General features: G+C 69.4%; 17 protein-coding genes. 6 read left to right on the top strand and 11 right to left on the bottom strand.

Annotated features, from left to right (window positions below; all coding sequences use genetic code 11):
* Window positions 1–13: 13 nt before the first annotated feature.
* Entirely contained in the window at window positions 14–1,285 is a 1,272-nt protein-coding gene (locus KFLA_RS21375; protein ID WP_012921895.1) for a glycoside hydrolase family 125 protein, read from the top strand.
* Here the strand turns inward: KFLA_RS21375 and KFLA_RS21370 are convergent.
* The 6 genes from KFLA_RS21370 to KFLA_RS21345 all read right to left on the bottom strand — a co-directional run bounded on the left by KFLA_RS21370 (window position 1,282) and on the right by KFLA_RS21345 (window position 7,417).
* A complete protein-coding gene (locus KFLA_RS21370) occupies window positions 1,282–2,307 on the bottom strand; it encodes a PIG-L deacetylase family protein (RefSeq protein ID WP_237706879.1) in 1,026 nt (341 codons plus the stop codon). The two genes, KFLA_RS21375 and KFLA_RS21370, sit on opposite strands and share 4 nt — an antisense overlap.
* A 24-nt stretch (window positions 2,308–2,331) precedes the next feature.
* Window positions 2,332–3,177, bottom strand: a complete 846-nt coding sequence (locus KFLA_RS21365; RefSeq protein ID WP_012921893.1) for an ABC transporter permease — start codon at window positions 3,175–3,177, stop codon at window positions 2,332–2,334.
* Complete coding sequence (locus tag KFLA_RS21360; RefSeq protein ID WP_049797403.1) at window positions 3,167–4,084, bottom strand: ABC transporter ATP-binding protein; 918 nt, start codon at window positions 4,082–4,084, stop codon at window positions 3,167–3,169. Before KFLA_RS21360 ends, KFLA_RS21365 begins: the two co-directional genes overlap by 11 nt.
* 345 nt (window positions 4,085–4,429) lie before the next feature.
* The gene (locus KFLA_RS21355; protein WP_012921891.1) at window positions 4,430–5,095 is read right to left on the bottom strand and encodes a response regulator; all 666 of its coding nucleotides are present in this window, start codon (window positions 5,093–5,095) and stop codon (window positions 4,430–4,432) included.
* A 260-nt stretch (window positions 5,096–5,355) separates the two neighbouring features.
* Window positions 5,356–6,015 carry a response regulator gene (locus KFLA_RS21350; RefSeq protein WP_012921890.1) on the bottom strand — a complete coding sequence of 220 codons (660 nt, stop codon included), beginning with the start codon at window positions 6,013–6,015 and terminating at the stop codon, window positions 5,356–5,358.
* Between the two features lie 250 nt (window positions 6,016–6,265).
* Window positions 6,266–7,417, bottom strand: a complete 1,152-nt coding sequence (locus KFLA_RS21345) for a sensor histidine kinase (protein ID WP_012921889.1) — start codon at window positions 7,415–7,417, stop codon at window positions 6,266–6,268.
* 247 nt (window positions 7,418–7,664) lie between these two features.
* Here KFLA_RS21345 and KFLA_RS21340 point away from each other — a divergent pair, with 247 nt between their 5' ends.
* Window positions 7,665–8,099, top strand: coding sequence for a DUF6069 family protein (locus KFLA_RS21340; protein WP_012921888.1), 435 nt, complete (start codon window positions 7,665–7,667; stop codon window positions 8,097–8,099).
* 44 nt (window positions 8,100–8,143) lie between these two features.
* Window positions 8,144–8,707 carry a class I SAM-dependent methyltransferase gene (locus KFLA_RS21335; protein ID WP_012921887.1) on the top strand — a complete coding sequence of 188 codons (564 nt, stop codon included), beginning with the start codon at window positions 8,144–8,146 and terminating at the stop codon, window positions 8,705–8,707.
* 25 nt (window positions 8,708–8,732) lie between these two features.
* On the opposite strand, the gene KFLA_RS21330 is transcribed toward KFLA_RS21335, so the two are convergent.
* Complete coding sequence (locus KFLA_RS21330; RefSeq protein ID WP_012921886.1) at window positions 8,733–9,467, bottom strand: FadR/GntR family transcriptional regulator; 735 nt, start codon at window positions 9,465–9,467, stop codon at window positions 8,733–8,735.
* A gap of 93 nt (window positions 9,468–9,560) precedes the next feature.
* On the opposite strand from KFLA_RS21330, the gene KFLA_RS21325 reads away from it, so the two are divergent.
* On the top strand, window positions 9,561–10,772 hold the full coding sequence (locus tag KFLA_RS21325; RefSeq protein WP_012921885.1) for an alpha-hydroxy acid oxidase: 1,212 nt from the start codon (window positions 9,561–9,563) through the stop codon (window positions 10,770–10,772).
* A 30-nt stretch (window positions 10,773–10,802) separates the two neighbouring features.
* Here the strand turns inward: KFLA_RS21325 and KFLA_RS21320 are convergent, their stop codons facing one another.
* From KFLA_RS21320 to KFLA_RS21310, 3 genes are all read right to left on the bottom strand, one after another.
* On the bottom strand, window positions 10,803–11,930 hold the full coding sequence (locus KFLA_RS21320; protein ID WP_063822784.1) for a sensor histidine kinase: 1,128 nt from the start codon (window positions 11,928–11,930) through the stop codon (window positions 10,803–10,805).
* Window positions 11,931–12,008: 78 nt separating this feature from the next.
* The gene (locus KFLA_RS21315) at window positions 12,009–12,647 is read right to left on the bottom strand and encodes a pyridoxamine 5'-phosphate oxidase family protein (protein WP_012921883.1); all 639 of its coding nucleotides are present in this window, start codon (window positions 12,645–12,647) and stop codon (window positions 12,009–12,011) included.
* Window positions 12,647–13,912, bottom strand: a complete 1,266-nt coding sequence (locus KFLA_RS21310; RefSeq protein WP_012921882.1) for an MFS transporter — start codon at window positions 13,910–13,912, stop codon at window positions 12,647–12,649. Before KFLA_RS21310 ends, KFLA_RS21315 begins: the two co-directional genes overlap by 1 nt.
* Window positions 13,913–14,032: 120 nt before the next feature.
* On the opposite strand from KFLA_RS21310, the gene KFLA_RS21305 reads away from it, so the two are divergent.
* Entirely contained in the window at window positions 14,033–14,515 is a 483-nt protein-coding gene (locus KFLA_RS21305) for a hypothetical protein (RefSeq protein ID WP_012921881.1), read from the top strand.
* Between the two features lie 58 nt (window positions 14,516–14,573).
* Here KFLA_RS21305 and KFLA_RS21300 read toward each other — a convergent pair whose 3' ends face one another.
* Window positions 14,574–15,218 carry an alpha-ketoglutarate-dependent dioxygenase AlkB gene (locus tag KFLA_RS21300; RefSeq protein WP_012921880.1) on the bottom strand — a complete coding sequence of 215 codons (645 nt, stop codon included), beginning with the start codon at window positions 15,216–15,218 and terminating at the stop codon, window positions 14,574–14,576.
* 174 nt (window positions 15,219–15,392) lie between these two features.
* On the opposite strand from KFLA_RS21300, the gene KFLA_RS21295 reads away from it, so the two are divergent.
* The gene (locus KFLA_RS21295) at window positions 15,393–16,877 is read left to right on the top strand and encodes an amidohydrolase family protein (protein ID WP_012921879.1); all 1,485 of its coding nucleotides are present in this window, start codon (window positions 15,393–15,395) and stop codon (window positions 16,875–16,877) included.
* The last annotated feature ends 52 nt before the right edge of the window (window positions 16,878–16,929 follow it).

Below are 16,929 nucleotides of genomic sequence, written 5' to 3'. Positions count from 1 at the left end.
AGGTGATGTGTTGATGATCGACCCCGACGTGCTGGCCCGCGCCACCGAGGAGGTCCACCGCGCGACCGGTGACCCGGTGATCGCGTCCATGTTCCAGCAGTCGATGGCGGAGAACCTGCCGGCCGTCGCCGAACGGCTCCCGGACGGTACGACGTTCGTGCTGACCGGCGACATCCCGGCGATGTGGCTGCGCGACTCGGCCGCACAACTGCGGCCGTACCTGGTGCTCTGCGCCGACGACCCGGCGCTGCAGGACGTGCTGATCGGCGTACTGCACCGGCAGTTGGAGTACGTCGCCATCGACCCGTACGCCAACGCCTTCAACCGCGAGCCCAACGGCGCCGGCCACACCAGCGACCTGACCGAGATGTCGCCGTGGGTGTGGGAACGCAAGTACGAGATCGACTCGCTGTGCTACCCGATCGAGCTGGCCTACCGGCTGTGGCGGATCACCGGGCGCGCCGACGTCATCGACGAGCGCTTCACCACCGCGGCGAACGCGATCCTCGAGCTGTGGACCGTCGAGCTCGACCACGAGGCCCGGTCGCCGTACCGGTTCGAGCGGCACGGTGAGCCGGTGACCGACACGCTGGTCCGGGAGGGACGCGGCCGGTGGACGAAGCCGACGGGAATGTCGTGGAGCGCTTTCCGGCCCAGCGACGACGCGACCCAGCACGGGTACAACGTGCCCGGCAACATGTTCGCGTCGGTGGTGCTCGGCTACCTCGAGGCGATCGCGACCGAGCTGCTCGGCGACCCGGCGCTGGCGGCGCGGGCGAAGGACCTGCGGGCCGGCATCGACGACGGGATCGCCCAGCACGGCACCGTCGACCACCCGACGTTCGGGCGGGTCTACGCCTACGAGGTGGACGGCGCGGGGGAGCGGTTGCTGATGGACGACGCGAACATGCCCAGCCTGCTCTCCCTTCCGCTCACCGGGTACGCCGCCCCCGACGACCCGACGTACCTGGCGACCCGCAAGCTGCTGCTCAGCCCGGAGAACCCGTTCTACTACAGCGGAACGCACGCGGCGGGAATCGGCAGCCCGCACACCCCGCCCGGCTACGTCTGGCCGATCGCGCTCGCCGTGCAGGGCCTGACCAGCACGTCGGCCGAGGAACGCCAGCACCTGCTCGAACTGCTTCGCGACACCACCGGCGGCACCGGTCAGATGCACGAGGGCTTCCACGTCGACGACCCGACGAAGTACACCCGTGAGTGGTTCTCCTGGGCCAACGCCATGTTCTGCGAACTGGCTCTGGCTCACGCCGGCCGCCGCCTCTAGAGGAGCTCGAAGAAGTCCCGCTGCCAGCCGGCGAGGTCGAAGACGGCTCGGAGGATCACCGAGTCCCCGAGCCGTCTCCGGCCCTGGGCGACGTCGGGGGGCGATCCCTCCTGGGCGATCAGGTCGGGGAGCGGTCCCTCCTGGGCGATCAGGTCGGGGAGCCGTCCCTGCTCGGCAACCAAGTCGGCGAGTCGCCCCTGCTCGGCGACCGACTCCGTGAGCGCGAGGTGGCGATCACCCGGCGGTCGACGTTGCCGCCGTCGCCCGGCGACCACGTCGGCGAGCGGGCGCGTGCCCAGCCCGGACTCGTAGACATCGAGCGCCGCCCGGCGCCGCTCCTCGATCCAGCTGCCCGCTACGTCTGCTGTGGCTGCAGCACGCCCACTCTGATCCAGGCCGATCTCGGTAAGCGCGATCTCAGCGCCGGCCCCGACCATCCGACCCGAGCCGATCTGCAGCTCCGGCTCCGACGCTGCTGGTGCAAGAAGCCGCGCGAGCTCCGCATGCGCTGCGGCAACATCAGCAGCTCTCACCCGAGCCCCGTACGTCGATCCGCTGATCGCCTTGTCAGACCTCACGGCCTCCCGGACAGCCGCACTCATCGCGACGTGATCCGGGTGCCCGGTCAGCCCGTCGCTTCCGACCGTCAGCACCAACGCCGGACGCACCTCGGCCAACGCCTGGCGTACGGCGTCGACCACGTCCGACCGCTGCGCCCGAGCCAGCGTTCCTGCCTGAGCGCCGCCGCGATCGACCCACTGTCCCGGTTCGGTCAGCCAGTCGTACTCCGCGATAGTGAGCAACTCGCAGGAACGCGAGAGCTTCGCGAGACGTAGCCGCCGTGCCTCCGTCTCCCCAACTGCGGGGTGCTCGGCAGCCTCCCCACCCGTTGCGATCCGCAGTACGACGCGCCACCCGGCGTGGCCCAAGGCCAGCGTCGCCGCACCGGTTGCGAACACCTCGTCGTCCGGATGGGCGTGCACGACCAGCGCTGTCCCCGTACCGCGGGGCTCCAGAGGCATCGTCACCTCGCCCATCCTGCCCTCTCACACGATGTCGCGTCGGCGGGTGGTCAGCGCCGCCAGGACGATGAAGACCAGGCTGTAGGCGAGCAACGTCAGGAGAGCGCGATCTCCGCCGACCGCGTCGCGGACGCCCGGCGGCGCATCGGCGGCGACCATCCCGGTCACGCTGAACACCAGCGCGCCGGCGTTGGCCCCGGGCAACGCGTCCGACAGCACCTCCAGGTCCGGCAGCAGGCTGCTCGCCACACCCGCCAGCAGCGCCTCGACACCGAGGATCCAGACCACGCCGAGGCCGATCGGCAGTGCGACGTTGCGGAAGGCAACGGCCAGCACCGCCCCGGCCAGGCACCACATCGCCAGCACCAACCATCCGCCGGCCAACCCCTGGAGAATGTCGAACGGCCCGGGCCAGTTCATCGTCCCGTTCTCGGCCGCCGCGACGCCGATGCTGCACAGCGCAGAGGCGGCGAAGATTCCCAGCACCCAGACGGCGAGCATCGTGAACAGGCCGAGGAGCTGTCCACCCAGCACAGAGATCCGACCGGGCCGCTGGGTCAGTACGGTCTTCAACGTGCCCCAGGTGTACTCCGCTCCGATCACGATCGCGCCGAGAACCAGGGAGAGCGCTCCCGCGAACACCGGGAACCCGCCGATCGTGTTGTCCAGCACGCGCTCCGGCAGCATCCCGCGCAGGACCTCCGAACGCGGGACGCCGTCGGTCTGCGGATTGTCGTCCCCGGTGACGTAGCCGAGGTAGGGCAACAGGTAGCCGAAGATGAGGCTGAGCACGAGCCCGGCGCCGAACAGCACCCAGACGGCCGATCGCTTGCGCAGCTTGAGCAACTCGGCTCGATAGCTACCCAGCATTAGTCTTCTCCTCCGTCGTCAGCTCGAAGAAGACGTCCTCGAGCGCTCTCTCCGTACTGCGCAGCTCCGACACCGCGATGCCGGCTTCGACCAGCAGCCGGTTGAGCTCGGCCGCCCGGTCCGGCGCGACCTTCGCGCGCACCGTGTCGTCGTACAGGTGCACAGCCTCCGCGCCGAGAACCTCCCGGAGAACCGAGTGAGCGCTCTCCAGCGGTCTCGCCCGGATCACCAGCTCCTGCTGACCACGCAGCTCCTCGACGTCGTGCTCGGCGACCATCCGGCCGCCGTTGATGATGCCGACCCGATCGCAGACCTGCTGGACCTCGCCCAGCAGATGGCTGGACAGCACCACGGTTCGTCCCTCGGAGCCGAGCTCGCGGATCAGCCGGCGCATGTCCCGCATCCCGGCCGGATCCAGCCCGTTGGTCGGTTCGTCGAGGATCACCAGCTCCGGGTCCTTGAGCAACGCCGCCGCGACCCCGAGCCGCTGCTTCATGCCGAGCGAGTAGGTCGAGAACCGGTCCTTCGCCCGACCGGCGAGATCCACCAGCTCGAGCACCTCACGAACCCGGGTACGCGGCACTTCGGCGTACTCGGCGAGCAGCCGCAGGTTGTCCAGGCCGGACAGGTACGGGTAGAAGGCGGGCGACTCGATCATCGACCCGGTCCGCGCCAGCACCTGTGCCTGTCCCGGCGACCCGCCGAGCACCTCGACCCTGCCACTCGTCGGCGCGATCAGCCCGGTCAGGATGCGCAAGGTCGTGGTCTTGCCGGCCCCGTTCGGCCCGAGGAACCCGTACACCTCACCCGGCCGAACGATCAGATCGACACCATCGACTGCCAGGGTTTCGCCGTAACGTTTGGTCAGGCCCTGCACCTGAACCGGCGGAGCAGCTGTCATGTTCATACCCCTGACAGTGCCGCCTCGGCCTCTGCTCCCGCGTCGCCCAGCAGGAGTCACCCGAACTACCGCCAGGGGAGTACCTGCTGCCGATGGACCGCCTAGCGGACGGCCACCGATCGGAGAAGCGGCCGGGGCATGACCCATGAAGGCGCGCGGCGGCCACCGATACCCGGGACCAGAGCGATGCGCTGATCGATCGGGTGCGGTAGGCGCCCGGGGCGATCCGTAGAAAGCGCCCGGCGGCCACCAACCGCAGAAATGCCGGGAGCCCGCCGACGCGGCGGAGTGGGTGGCGGTCCTGGTGCGGGGTTTCGGGATGAGACGCCACCCAATCGTTCAGTGCGGCGGTCAGCCCAGCCAGCCTGGCCGCACCAATCCGGTCTGGTAGGCGACCACGACCAGTTGCGCCCTGTCCCGCACCCCGAGCTTCACCATCGCCCGGCTGACGTGAGTCTTCGCCGTCGCCGGGCTCAGCACCAGCCGGGCCGCGATCTCGTCGTTCGACAACCCTTCGCCGACCAGCGCGACGATTTCGCGCTCCCGCTCGGTCAGCACATCCAGTTCCTTGCTCGCGTGCGGCTGCCGGCTCCGCGTCGCGAACTCCGCCACCAACCGCCGCGTCACCCCAGGCGACAGCAACGCATCACCCCGCGCAACCACGCGCACCGCCTGCAGCAACTCAACCGGCTCGGTGTCCTTGACCAGGAATCCGCTGGCACCGACCCGCAGCGCCTCGAACACGTACTCGTCCAGGTCGAACGTCGTCAGGATCACGACGTGAACATCGGAGAGCGCTTCCTCGGCCCCGATCTGCCGCGTCGCCTCCAACCCGTCCGTGCCCGGCATCCGGATGTCCATCAGTACGACGTCCGGCTTCTCGGCTCGCGCGACCTCGACCGCCTGGGCGCCGTCGGACACCTCACCGATCACCGTGATGTCGTCCTCGGCGTTCAGCAACGACCGGAACCCGGCCCGTACCAACGCCTGGTCATCCGCCAGCAACACCCGAATCATGCGCCCACGCTAGAGCACTGCCAGCTCAGTTCCCGATAGCCCGGGAGTCGCCGTGCAGACCGCGCCGGCCCGACTGGCAGCGGGCGAGAAGGCGATGTCCCTGATTCGCTCGACCATGCACGGCGACGAGTACTGCACGTCCGCCGGCTGGCGCGCCGAACGGCGGCGGAGACTCCCGGACCAGCCCGCCACAAGCACCCGGCGTCCGGTCGAACCCGCACTCGCTCCAGCGCCTCGACGTCAGCGGGGAGGGATCGACCTCAGGCGAGCCCGGCGTCGTGCGCCAGCAGGGCGATCTGGGTCCGGTTGCTGACCTCCAGCTTGGTGAGGATGTGCGAGATGTGCGCCTTCACCGTCGCCACGCTCATGAACAGCTCGGCCGCGATCTCCGCGTTCGCCTTTCCACGTGCCACCGCCAGCATCACGTCGTACTCGCGCGGACTCAACCGAGAGAGCGCTTCCTGAGCCTGCGTGTGTGCGTCCGCCTGCGTCGCCGCTCGCTCCATCAGCCGCCGGGTGATCGCCGGCGACAGGATCGGATCCCCAGCAGCCACGCGCCGCACCGCCTCCACGATCTGGGCCGGGGGAGTGTCCTTCAGCAAGAACCCGCTGGCCCCCGCCCGCAAGGCGTGCAGCACGTTCTCGTCGGTGTCGAACGTCGTCAGCACGACCACCTCCGGCGGGTTCTTCCGCGCCCGCACGCGCCGCGTCGCCACAATCCCGTCCACCCGCGGCATGCGCAGGTCCATCAGCACCAGGTCAGGGAAGTGCGCGTCGACCGCCGCCGGCACCTCGTCCCCGTCAGCCGCCTGCCCGACCACCGCGATCCCGTGCGCCCCGTCCAGCATCATCTCCAGACTGGCCCGGACCAGCGCGTCGTCGTCCACCACCAGCACCCGGATCGGCGCATCGTCACTCACCCGGTCACCCCAAGCAAACCCATGCCCGCCACCGTAACTACGCCACCCCGCGCCACCCCGTCACCCGCGCCGCCTGCCGCACCGGGTCGCCCGTGAACTGAGCCGCACCCGGCCGCCCCCGCCGGTCCGGCGACTCCAGTTACCCGCGCAGATCGCGCTCCCCGTCACTCCCACGTGCCCGACCAGGTCACCGACGCCCGCCATCGCTCGCCAACCGCGGCCGGCGCGACTACCGGCTCGGCACCGCACCTCAACCCGGCCACGGCAACGCCGCGTGCAACCGGAACTCGCCGCTCGCCGTGACCCCGTGATCGAGCGTCCCACCGGCCAACTGCACGCGCTCCGTCAACCCCACCAGCCCTGTCCCGCTCCCTGGCGCCAGCGGCACCCCGTCACTCCGAGGATTCGTCAGCTCGATCCGCAGCCCGTCACCCGGCCGCCCGCGCACCACCAACCTCACCGGCTGCCCGTCCGCATGCTTCCGCGCATTCGTCAGTCCCTCCTGCACCACCCGGTACGCCGTACGCCCGGTTGCTGGCGGCAACGAGTCCACCGGACCGACGCTCGTCTCGTACCGGACGTCGGTCCCCGCCTCACGCGATTCCTCGACCAGCGCGGCCAAATCCTCGAACGTCGGCTGCGGTCGTCCGCCCGGCATCTCCTCGATCTCCCCGTCGCGCAGCACGCTGATCACCTCGCGCAACTCATCCAGAGCCTGATGCACGCCGACCCGGATCACCCCGGCAGCCTGCGCCAGCTTCTCCGGCGACGAGTCGGGCCGGTACTCCAGCGCCCCCGCATACGTCGCCAGCAGCGACAGCCGGTGCGCGAGTACGTCATGCATCTCCCGCGCCATCTTGGTGCGCTCCAGCATGCGCGCCTCCGCGACCCGGCGACCCTGCTCGTTCTCCGCCCGGAGAGCGCGTTCTCGCAACGAGCCGACCAAGGCCCGCCGAGCCTGTGTCCACTGGCCCCAACCGAGCAACGCGGCATGCACGGCGACGTCCAGCACGGCGTACCACGGCAGGCTCAGTCCCTCGACGGGTCTCAACAGACGCTGCACCAGGTGACCAGCCACTCCGGCGAGCGCGATCAGTATCGCGATGCGCAGCGGACGCCGCTGAGCCACCGTGAGCGTGCCGATGGTGGACGGCGGGGTCGCGGCGGGGGAGAGCGTGGAGAGCGCGGCCAGTACCAGGGCCGACGGCACCGGCCGCCGGCCGAGCGGCAGGATCAAGCCGGCGGCAACGATGCCGACCACCACGTCGAAGATGAGCCAATCGCTCTCACCATGGCTGGACTGCCGCCCAACGATCGTGGCGGCGGAAAACAGACCGATCACGCTGACCGCCAGCACGTCGGCGAGCCGCCGCCGTGGCGGGGCGGTGCAGGTCGCATCCATGGCGGTGAGCCTAGGTCGGCGCTCGAGACCTCGGCTACCGACCAAAGTCGAACCCGGGCCGACTTCCGGCCGGGGCGGTGCAGCCGCGCGGCCGATGCCCGAGAACGCGCTCTCCCGTGACGCTGGAGCAGTCAGCCGGCAAGCGGACCGCAGTGCGGCGGTCACCTCGGCCATCGAGTCCACGACCTGCTGACACCCACGTGCCGGCCGAACACCAGGCCGGCACCCCGACGGAAGGTGCTGCAAGATGACCATCACGAAGAACAAGCCCATCGTCCGAGTCGCAGGCCGTCGCCGACTGGCTGTCGTGGCCGTGACGTCCGCGGCCGCACTGGCCACCTGGGCGATCCTCGGACCGCTCGCCGGAGTCGACTTCCAGGCCAAGCAGGGATCCGCCACCATCCAGGTCAGCGGTGTCTCCGTCTTCGTTGCCGCCACAGCCATGGCCTTCGCCGGCTGGGGGCTGCTCGCGCTGCTCGAACGACGTACCGCCAATGCCCGCAAGCCGTGGACCGTCGTCGCGGTCATCGCCTGCGTCCTGTCCCTCGGCAGTCCGCTGACCGGCGGCATCGGCATCGGCTCCAAGCTCGGCCTGGCGCTCCTGCACCTGGTCGTCGGCGCGGTCGTGATCCTCGGCCTCCGCCGGACCGCGCTCTCTGCCACCGAGCGCCGCGAACCGTGACACCGGGCCGACCTACGATGGCCGTTCGCGGAAAGGGTACGGACATGGCGAGCTGGAGCGGCTACCCAGAGGCGAAACGGCGCCTGATCGGATCCCTCTCGGGCGAGGTACTGGAGATCGGTGCCGGGACCGGCGCCAATTTCGCCTACCTCCGCGACGACGTCACCTGGATCGGCCTGGAGCCCAACCCCCGCGACCGCGCCGCGCTCACTCGATCGGGAGTCGGGCCGGCAGGCAAGCGGCGAATCATCGACGGCAACGCCGAACAGATCCCCTTGCCGGACGCCAGCGTCGACGGGGCTCTCTCGACCGTCGTCCTGTGCTCGGTGGACGACCTCACCGTCGTTCTGACCGAGCTCCGTCGCGTCCTGCGCCCCGGCGGACGTTTCGTCTTCTTCGAGCACGTCGGTGCGGCCGGGGGCGCCTGGCTGCGGAGGTTGCAGCGTGTCGCTGCCCCGTTCACCCGACGGTTCGACCGCGGCTGCGATCCGACCCGCGACATCGAAACCGCCCTCCGCGCCGCAGGCTTCACCTCCGTCGACATCGAGCACTTCACGATGCCCGGCCTGCTGCCGATCCCGTTCATCGCGGGATCAGCTACGAGATAGCGCTCTCTGAGAGGGGAAACGGCTCTCACCAGGCTGGCGAGGACAGCCGCGCGGCCCGGTAGAACCCCTCGATGTGATCCGTCACGAGCCGAGCCGCAGCATCCGCCTGCCCTGAGCGAATCGCCGCCACGATCCCGTGGTGCTCAGCCCGAAGCCCAACCGCCGTTGCGTCCCAGTCGGGCAAGTTCGGCACCGCGGCCAGCACGTACCCGTGAATCGCCGACCGCAACGAACTCATCACCGCCGCGACCAACACGTTCCCGGCCAGCCCCGCGAGCGCCACGTGGAACTCCGCATCCAGCAAGTGGAACTCCTCGGGCGACAACCCCTCCATATCCATCCGCCCCAGCAACTCTTCAGCATCGCGCAGCTTGCCGGCCAGCGCGCCATCGCCATCGGCCGCGCCCTGCGCCGCGAACTGCCCGGCGGCTTCGCGTGCGGCCCACGACTCCAGCAGCACACGGGTCTGCACAATGTCGTGCATCGGCAGGTGACTGGTTGCCAAGTGCAACCGCAACAGCGCGGTCAGCGGTGCGGACGGCTCCGCCACGATCACGGCCCCGGCTTCCGGGCCCGACCCGGTTGCTGTCCGCACCACCCCGAGCGCCTCGAGCACGCGTACCGCCTCGCGTACCGACGGCCGGCTGATCCCGAGCTGCTCAGCCAGAGAGCGCTCCCCGGGCAATCTCCCGCCCAGCCGCAAACGCCCGGCGGCCAGGTCCGCCTCGACCTGCTGGAGGACCAGCTCGTAGTTCTTCACAGCCAAAGTCTAGCTGTGTGGTCGGACCACAAGCTATGCTGTGGTCCGACCACAGCGGAACCAGCCCGTCCGCGTCGTTCCAGGAAGGTCCCGATGACTGAACGCCAGATGCCGCGCTGGTCCGAGCTGAAGCCACTGCTCCGCCCCAAGCCGGTCACGCTGAACCCGACCGACCGCCGGCTGGAGAAAGCGCTCACCATCGCGGACCTGCGTGCGATCGCCAAGCGCCGTACGCCGCGCTCGGTGTTCGACTACACCGACGGCGCGGCCGAGTCCGAGATCAGCCTGCAGCGGTCGCGCCGCCTGTTCGCGGAGATGGAGCTGCAGCCGTCGATCCTGCGCAACGTGTCCGAGATCGACCTGGGCACGAACATCCTGGGCAAGCGGTCCGAGCTGCCGTTCGCGTTCGCGCCGACCGGCTTCACCCGGATGATGAACCACGAGGGCGAGAGCGCGGTCGTCAAGGTCGCCCAGCAGGCCGGCATCCCGTACGCGCTCTCCACCATGGGCACGACGTCGATCGAGGACGTCGCCGCGGCCGGCCCCGACGCGCGCAAGTGGTTCCAGCTGTACGTGTGGAAGGACCGCGACGCGGGGGAGGACCTGGTCAAGCGGTCCGCAGCCGCCGGGTACGAGGCGCTGATGCTGACCGTCGACGTCCCGGTCGCGGGCGCGCGCCTGCGCGACGTACGGAACGGCTTCACCATCCCGCCGTCGCTCACCGCCAAGACCGTGCTGGACGCCTCACTGCACCCTGCTTGGTGGGCCAACCTGCTGACCACTCGGCCATTGACCTTCGCGTCGCTGTCGAGCTGGGACGGCACAGTTGCAGAGCTCCTGGACCAGTTGTTCGACCCGACGATGACCATCGACGACTTCAACTGGCTCCGCTCGATCTGGGACGGACCACTGATCGTCAAGGGCATCCAGACCGTTGAAGACGCTCGCCGGGTGGTCGACGCCGGCGCCGACGCGATCGTGCTCTCCAACCACGGCGGCCGCCAGCTGGACCGCGCACCAACGCCACTGCGCATCCTGCCCGACGTGCGCGAGGCGGTGGGCACCGACGCGGAGGTCTACCTCGACACCGGCATCATGACCGGCGCGGACATCGTCGCAGCGCTGGCGTTGGGCGCGGACGCGTGCCTGGTCGGCCGGGCATACCTGTACGGGCTGATGGCGGGCGGCCAACGCGGAGTCGAACGCGCCACCGACATCCTCACCAAGGAGATCCGGCGCACGATGGCTCTGCTCGGCGTTCCGAGCGTGGACGCACTCAACCCGTCCCACGTTCGCCTGCCCTGACCCAGTACGCCGTACTGGATGCAGCTACCACTACAGCGGTAGCTGTGCCACGATCCGGAGGCTCCCGGTCGGAGTCCGGCTCGCGGTGAGCGTGCCGCCCAGCGCGGTGGCACGCTCGCGCATGCCGATGATCCCGTTGCCCTCCTGCGGCGGACCGGTCAGCGACTCCCCGTCGTCGTCCACCTGCAGCACCAACGCCTCCTCGCCGTACTGGATGCGTACCGTCGCCGCACTGGCCTTCGCGTGCCGGACGATGTTCGTCAGCGACTCCTGGATGATCCGGAACGCCGCGCGGTCCAACCCCGTCGGCAACGGCCGCGGATCGCCGTGCACGATCGTGTGCACCTCGAGCCCAGCCCTGGACGTGCCGGTGATCAGATGCTCCAGCCGCTCGAGTCCGGCGACCGGTTGCCGCGGTGCCGACTCGTCCGTCTGCCGCAGGATGCCGACAATCGACCGTAGTTCGACCAGCGCTTCCTTGCTCGCGTCCTTGATCGCGGCAAGAGCAGGAGCTGCCTGCTCCGGCTGCCGATCGACCAGGTGCAGCGCTGACGACGCCTGGACGTTGATGAGCGAGATGTGGTGCGCCACGACGTCGTGCAGCTCCTGCGCGATCCGGAGACGCTCCTCACCGGCGCGGCGCAGTTCCTCCTCCTCCCGGGTGCGCTGAGCTGCCAGCACCCGCTCCCGGTGACTGCGGAACAGCTCAGCCAGGAAGCCGAGTACGCAGAACAGCGTGCCGACCAGGAGGACCTGGTAGACGCTCTGGTCGTTGGTGCCGAGCACGAGGCGTCCCAGCACGTGCCCGCAGTACAGAGCGACGAGCGCGGACCAGCCGGCCACCCGGTGACCCATCCGGATGGCCACGAACACGGCGATGGCGAAGCTGAAGATCACCGCGCCGTACGCGTACTCCCTCAGCATGTAGACCAGCGTCGAGAGCGCTGTCGTCCACACCACCACGACCGGCTTGGTCCGCAGCCAGTAGAGCGACACGGAGCCGATCAGGACGAGGGTGACCATGAACCAGTCGGCCGCCCGCCGGTCCTCCTGACCACGGGACGCGGCGAACGAACCGAAGACGGCCAGAACCGAGATGATCGCAGGCAAAGCGATTCGCTTCACCTGGGACTGACCGGTCGGCGCAGTAGTGCTCACTCTGAGAACGGTAGGGCCCGTGGCGACCACCTGTCATCGCCGCCACGGCGTACCGGGGTCTGCGCCTGACGGAGTACCTCAGTACCTGCCGTTGTAGATCCCGGTCTCGTACTTCGGCCCGTAGTATTCCTCCAGCTCGGCCAAGTCGTCGTTCGGCCGGTCCAGCGTCTTGGCGATCTTCGCCCGGCTGGGTACCGCGTCCGGCTGCCAGGTCTCGGCCTTCCACAGCTTCGACCGCAGGAAGGCCTTCGAGCAGTGGTGGAAGATCTCCTCGATCTCCACCAGCAGGGCCAGCTGCGGACGGTTGCCCTTCACCACCATGTCGTCGAAGAACGGAGCCTCCCGGACGATCCGCGCGCGCCCGTTGATGCGCAGCGTCTCGCCCCGGCCCGGGATCAGGAAGATCAGGCCGACCTGGGGGTTGCTGAGAATGTTCTGGAAGCCGTCGATGCGACGGTTGCCCGTGCGCTCGGGGATGGCGATGGTGCTGTCGTCGAGCACTTTGGTGAAGCCGGCCGGGTCGCCCTTGGGCGAGACGTCGCAGCTGCCGTCGGCGGCCGAGGTGGCGACCAGGCAGAACGGCGAGGCGGCGAGCCACTGCTTGTCGAGCTCGTGCAGCTCCTTGCGGGTCTTGTCGGCGGCGTGGGCCAGTGGCTCGGGTACCAGCTCCCGCAGTTCGGCATAGCTAGTGATCTCGACCAGGCCGGGAATCTCCATCAGGCGGCGTACTCCTCTACCAGCGTCGGCTGATCCGCCTTGCTGGCGGACCGAGTCCGTGCGGCCCATCGTACGGCGGGACCAGTCACACAACTGGTCCCCAGGAACAGTGCACCGACCACCATCCAGCCGGCCGCACCCCAACCGAGCACAAGTGTGGTCAGCAGCGCCGGGCCCAACATCCGGGCAATGGCAGGGCCCGTGCCGAAGAACCCCTGGTACTGGCCCTGCTGCTCCGCCGGGGCGAGACCGAAGCTGATCTCCCACGCACCGGATGCGAGCTTCATCTCGCCGAAGGTGAGCAACGCGGCTGCCGCGGCAAGGACGACGGCCGTGACCGCGGGGGCCATGCCGATCGCCGACAGTGCGAACACCCCGCACGCGGTCAGCATGGCGACCCCGGCGAACCGGACCGAGCGCGTCGCCGTGCGGAGGTTCGTGACGCTGCGGGCGATGCGCACCTGGAACAGCGTGACGCCGAGCGTGTTGATGACCAGCAGGGAGGCGACCACCCAGCCGGGCGCGTTGGTGCGCTCCACGATCCACAGCGGAGCGACCAGGCTGAGCAGCGGCATGAACATGAGCATCACCGCGTTCAGCAACGTCAGTACGGCGTACGGGCGGTCGCGGAGCACCGCGAGCCGGGGCTCGCCCGCTCTGGCGATTCGTACGGCGGCGACCGGCGGGACGCGGTGGATCAGCGCCGCCGCGATCAGGAAGCTGACCGCGTCGATCGTGAACACCGCCAGGTACGCCGTCTTGGTGTCGAAGTGGAGCGCAACGCCGCCGAGTGCGGCACCCACGGCGAGCCCCGCGTTCACGGTGGCTTGCAGGAACGCCCGGATTCGCGTGCGCTCGGTCGGCGAGACAAGGCCTGCCAGCAGTGCTTGGCGGGCGGCCGTGAGGCCGGTCTGGCTGCTGGCGTAGGCGATCGCGGCGATCAGGAACAGCGGGAAGCTGCGGACGACGAGGAACGAGCCGACCGACAGCGCGGTGGACACGGCCAGCAGGATCGCGACGCCGCGCGGACCGTTGCGATCGGCCAGATGGCCGAGCGGGACCCCGGTCAGGAAGCCGACCAGCCAGGCGATCGTCAGCCCAAGGCCCACCTGAGCGGTGGACAGGCCGACGACCCGGGTGAAGAACAGGGCCGACGTGACGATGAAGGCTCCGTCGCCGATGGAGTTCGCCAGCTGGGCCAAGGCGAGGTTTCTCGGTGCGCCGGCCGGCGGCAACAGCTTCGTGGCACGCTCTGTGGTCGTCATGCTTCGAGGCTAGAAGCGTAGCGGCCCAGCAGGCAGGTCCATTACGCGCCTGACAAAATGGGCCAATTAATGTCTGTGGACAACGCTCGAACGCGGAGGGAATGACGGCACCTTCTAGATATGACCTTCACCGACCTTCCCAAGGACTGGCGCCGACGCCCGCTGTCCGACGTACTGATCGCTGCCGACGTCGTGGACCTCTACTGCACTGCGGGCGATCGCCGCCGTGGCGCTCTCACCCTCTTCATCTGCGACGAGCAGGACTGCTTTCGCGGCGCGGTCGTGATCGACCTGTGCGAACTGCTCGACGAGCATCGGCCGCCACAGCTCGCTGCGGCGCTCAGGCCGGTGGTCCGGCCGCTTCAGGTCTATCCCGGCGGTGCGCTCATGCTCGCGCTGAGCCGACCGGGACCGGCCGCGATCTCCGATGACGACCGCGAGTGGGCCGAGGCCGCTGCCCGAGTCTGCCGGACGACCGGCGTGCGGCTTCTCGGCTTCTACATCGCCTCGCGCGATGCGGTCCTGCCGGCCGATCCGGCGCTGGAGGTGGTTGCCGACCCGGCCACTGCCTCGACGAGACCCGGCCTGTCCTCTGTCGCCTGACCACTCACCCCTGCAGGGAGCGTGCCTGATGACTGATCTGCCCTGGCCGCCGTCCGACTCAGCGCACCCCGCGCGGGCGGAACTGGATACTGATCCGCGGCCCGACCCGGCCCGACGCCTTGGGAATCGCATGCTCCCACGTGCGCTGGCACGAACCACCCATCACGATCAGGTCCCCGTGCCCGAGCGGGTACCGGATCGTCGAGCTCACCGGCCCGCTCAGCGATCCCGGCCGGGGGCGCAGGGCCAGGATCCGCGGCTCGCCGACAGACAGAATCGCCACCATCGTGTCCTCGGCGTTGCCGCGACCCAGCCGATCTCCGTGCCAGGCGACGCTGTCGCGCCCGTCGCGGTAGAAGCACAACCCCGCCGTACGGAACGGCTCGCCCAGCTCCTCGGTGTAGTGCTCGCTGAGGAGATCGCGCGCCTCCTCCAGGATCGGCAAGGGCAACGTGTCGCTCTCGCCGTAGAAGCACAGCAGTCGCGGTACGTCGACCACCCGGTCGTACATCTGCCGGCGTTCCTCACGCCACGGCACGTCCGCCGCCAGTCGCTCGTACACCTGGTCGGCACCGGACAACCACCCCGGCAGCACGTCGATCCATGCGCCGTGGCTCAGTTCGGCCCGCTGGATCGCGCTCAGCGAACCGAGCTCCGGATCAGCGAAGGCATCCAACAAGGACGCTTGGAGGTCAGCACCCATGACGCCACAGTACCCCAGATTCGAACATATGTTCCCCTGGCGGTCGGACCTCTTGCCCAGATTCAGGACGAGTTGAAACCCCTGGGACCCCTGTTACGCAGGGGGTTGTTCTGACCCGGGCGGGCTGCCCCGTAGCTGAGCGAAACTGCTACTTCGAGCCAAGAGGGAGGACGCGTGTCACGCCTACTCATCCGCAACTGCTCGCTCCTCGTCGTTCCTGAAACAGAGGAGTGTCGCGTCGACGAGGCCCAGGACATCCTGGTGATCGACGGCGAGATCGTTTCGATCACACCCTCGGGCACCGTCCCGCCGTCGGCCCGAGCGTTCCGAGACCAGCGATCGGCACCTCCCGAGAGGTTCGGGCAGGCCGCTGTGGGGCCGACCCCCACCCTGGCGACGCACCCTTCGAGCGCCGCGGCGCCGCCCGGCGTGCCTGACGCGAGTCAGCCGGAGATCCTCGACGCCCACGGTCTGCTCGCCGTCCCGGGCTTGACGAACTCCCATACCCACAGCCCGATGGTGATGATGCGTGGTGCCGCCGAGGACGTCCCGATCGACGCCTGGTTCAACCAGAAGATCTGGCCGATGGAGATGAACCTGACGCCCGCACGCGTTCGGGCCGGCGCCCGCCTCGCTTGCGCCGAGATGTTGCTGGCCGGCGTCACCACCTTCGTCGACCACTACTTCCACGCCGACCAGATCGCCCTCGCCGCGCTAGAGACCGGCATCCGCGCCGACCTGGCCCCCACCTTCTTCTCCTCCACCGGCTCCGAAGCCCGCGAAGCGGCGTTCGACACCGCGCGGCAGATTCGAGCCCTCGGCATCGAGCCCGCCGGCGGCCGGCCTCCGCGGATCACGGCAAGCCTCGGTCCCCACGCGCCCTACACCGTCTCCGACGAGGACCTCGAACGCACGGCCGAGATAGCTCGCGCCGAAGAATTCCGCATCCACCTCCACGCCGCCGAGACCCTCGACCAGACCCGCTCGTCCCAGCGCCGCCACGGCGCCACCCCGATCGAAATCCTCGACCGAACGGGCGTCCTGGACACAGGCACCCTGATAGCCCACGGCTGCGGCATCCTGCCGACGGACCTTCCCGTCCTTCAGCCGCACGCTCCCCACACGTCCATCGCCTGCTGCCCCAAGGTCTACCTCAAGCTCGCGATGGACTCCACCACCCCTATCCGCGAACTCCAGTCCGCCGGTATCGGCATCGGCATCGGCACCGACGGCGCCGCCGTCCACAACACTCTCGACGTCTGGGAGTCCCTCCGCCTCGTCGCCCTCACCCAGAAGCACCGAGAACAAGACGCCGAGTGGATGCCCCTCTCCGACACCCTCCGCCTAGCCACCCGAGGCGGCGCCACCGCAGCAGGCCACCCCACCCGAACCGGCGCCCTCGAGCCAGGCCGCCGAGCCGACATCACCCTCCTCGACCTCTCCGCACCCCATAACCAGCCCCTCCACAACCCCTTGGCCGCGCTCGTGTACTCGGTCCGCCCCACCGACGTAGTCCACGTCGTGGTAGACGGCGAGGTGGTAGTCCGCAACCGCACCCTCACCACCGTCGACCTACCAGAGATCCTCACCGAAGCCCGCGCCATAGCCCACACCCTCACCGACCCAACCGACGGCGCAGTCCAGCACTACGCTCCTTGAACTCCGACGAACTGGGGCTGCGGCTCTCAACGCGAACGGCCCCTGCCCTCGT

Origin of the sequence: Kribbella flavida DSM 17836 (assembly GCF_000024345.1) — a bacterium.
Classification (GTDB): domain Bacteria; phylum Actinomycetota; class Actinomycetes; order Propionibacteriales; family Kribbellaceae; genus Kribbella; species Kribbella flavida.
The sequence above is the reverse complement of the archived record's forward strand: the minus strand, read 5'-3'. Positions and strand labels throughout refer to the sequence as shown.

Bases quoted from the DNA above. Each gene is read 5' to 3' on its own strand.
- KFLA_RS21375 (WP_012921895.1), top strand. From the start codon at position 14: ATGATCGACCCCGACGTGCTGGCCCGCGCCACCGAGGAGGTCCACCGC.
- KFLA_RS21370 (WP_237706879.1), bottom strand. From the start codon at position 2,307: ATGCCTCTGGAGCCCCGCGGTACGGGGACAGCGCTGGTCGTGCACGCC.
- KFLA_RS21365 (WP_012921893.1), bottom strand. From the start codon at position 3,177: ATGCTGGGTAGCTATCGAGCCGAGTTGCTCAAGCTGCGCAAGCGATCG.
- KFLA_RS21360 (WP_049797403.1), bottom strand. From the start codon at position 4,084: ATGAACATGACAGCTGCTCCGCCGGTTCAGGTGCAGGGCCTGACCAAA.
- KFLA_RS21355 (WP_012921891.1), bottom strand. From the start codon at position 5,095: ATGATTCGGGTGTTGCTGGCGGATGACCAGGCGTTGGTACGGGCCGGG.
- KFLA_RS21345 (WP_012921889.1), bottom strand. From the start codon at position 7,417: ATGGATGCGACCTGCACCGCCCCGCCACGGCGGCGGCTCGCCGACGTG.
- KFLA_RS21340 (WP_012921888.1), top strand. From the start codon at position 7,665: ATGACCATCACGAAGAACAAGCCCATCGTCCGAGTCGCAGGCCGTCGC.
- KFLA_RS21335 (WP_012921887.1), top strand. From the start codon at position 8,144: ATGGCGAGCTGGAGCGGCTACCCAGAGGCGAAACGGCGCCTGATCGGA.
- KFLA_RS21325 (WP_012921885.1), top strand. From the start codon at position 9,561: ATGACTGAACGCCAGATGCCGCGCTGGTCCGAGCTGAAGCCACTGCTC.
- KFLA_RS21315 (WP_012921883.1), bottom strand. From the start codon at position 12,647: ATGGAGATTCCCGGCCTGGTCGAGATCACTAGCTATGCCGAACTGCGG.
- KFLA_RS21310 (WP_012921882.1), bottom strand. From the start codon at position 13,912: ATGACGACCACAGAGCGTGCCACGAAGCTGTTGCCGCCGGCCGGCGCA.
- KFLA_RS21305 (WP_012921881.1), top strand. From the start codon at position 14,033: ATGACCTTCACCGACCTTCCCAAGGACTGGCGCCGACGCCCGCTGTCC.
- KFLA_RS21300 (WP_012921880.1), bottom strand. From the start codon at position 15,218: ATGGGTGCTGACCTCCAAGCGTCCTTGTTGGATGCCTTCGCTGATCCG.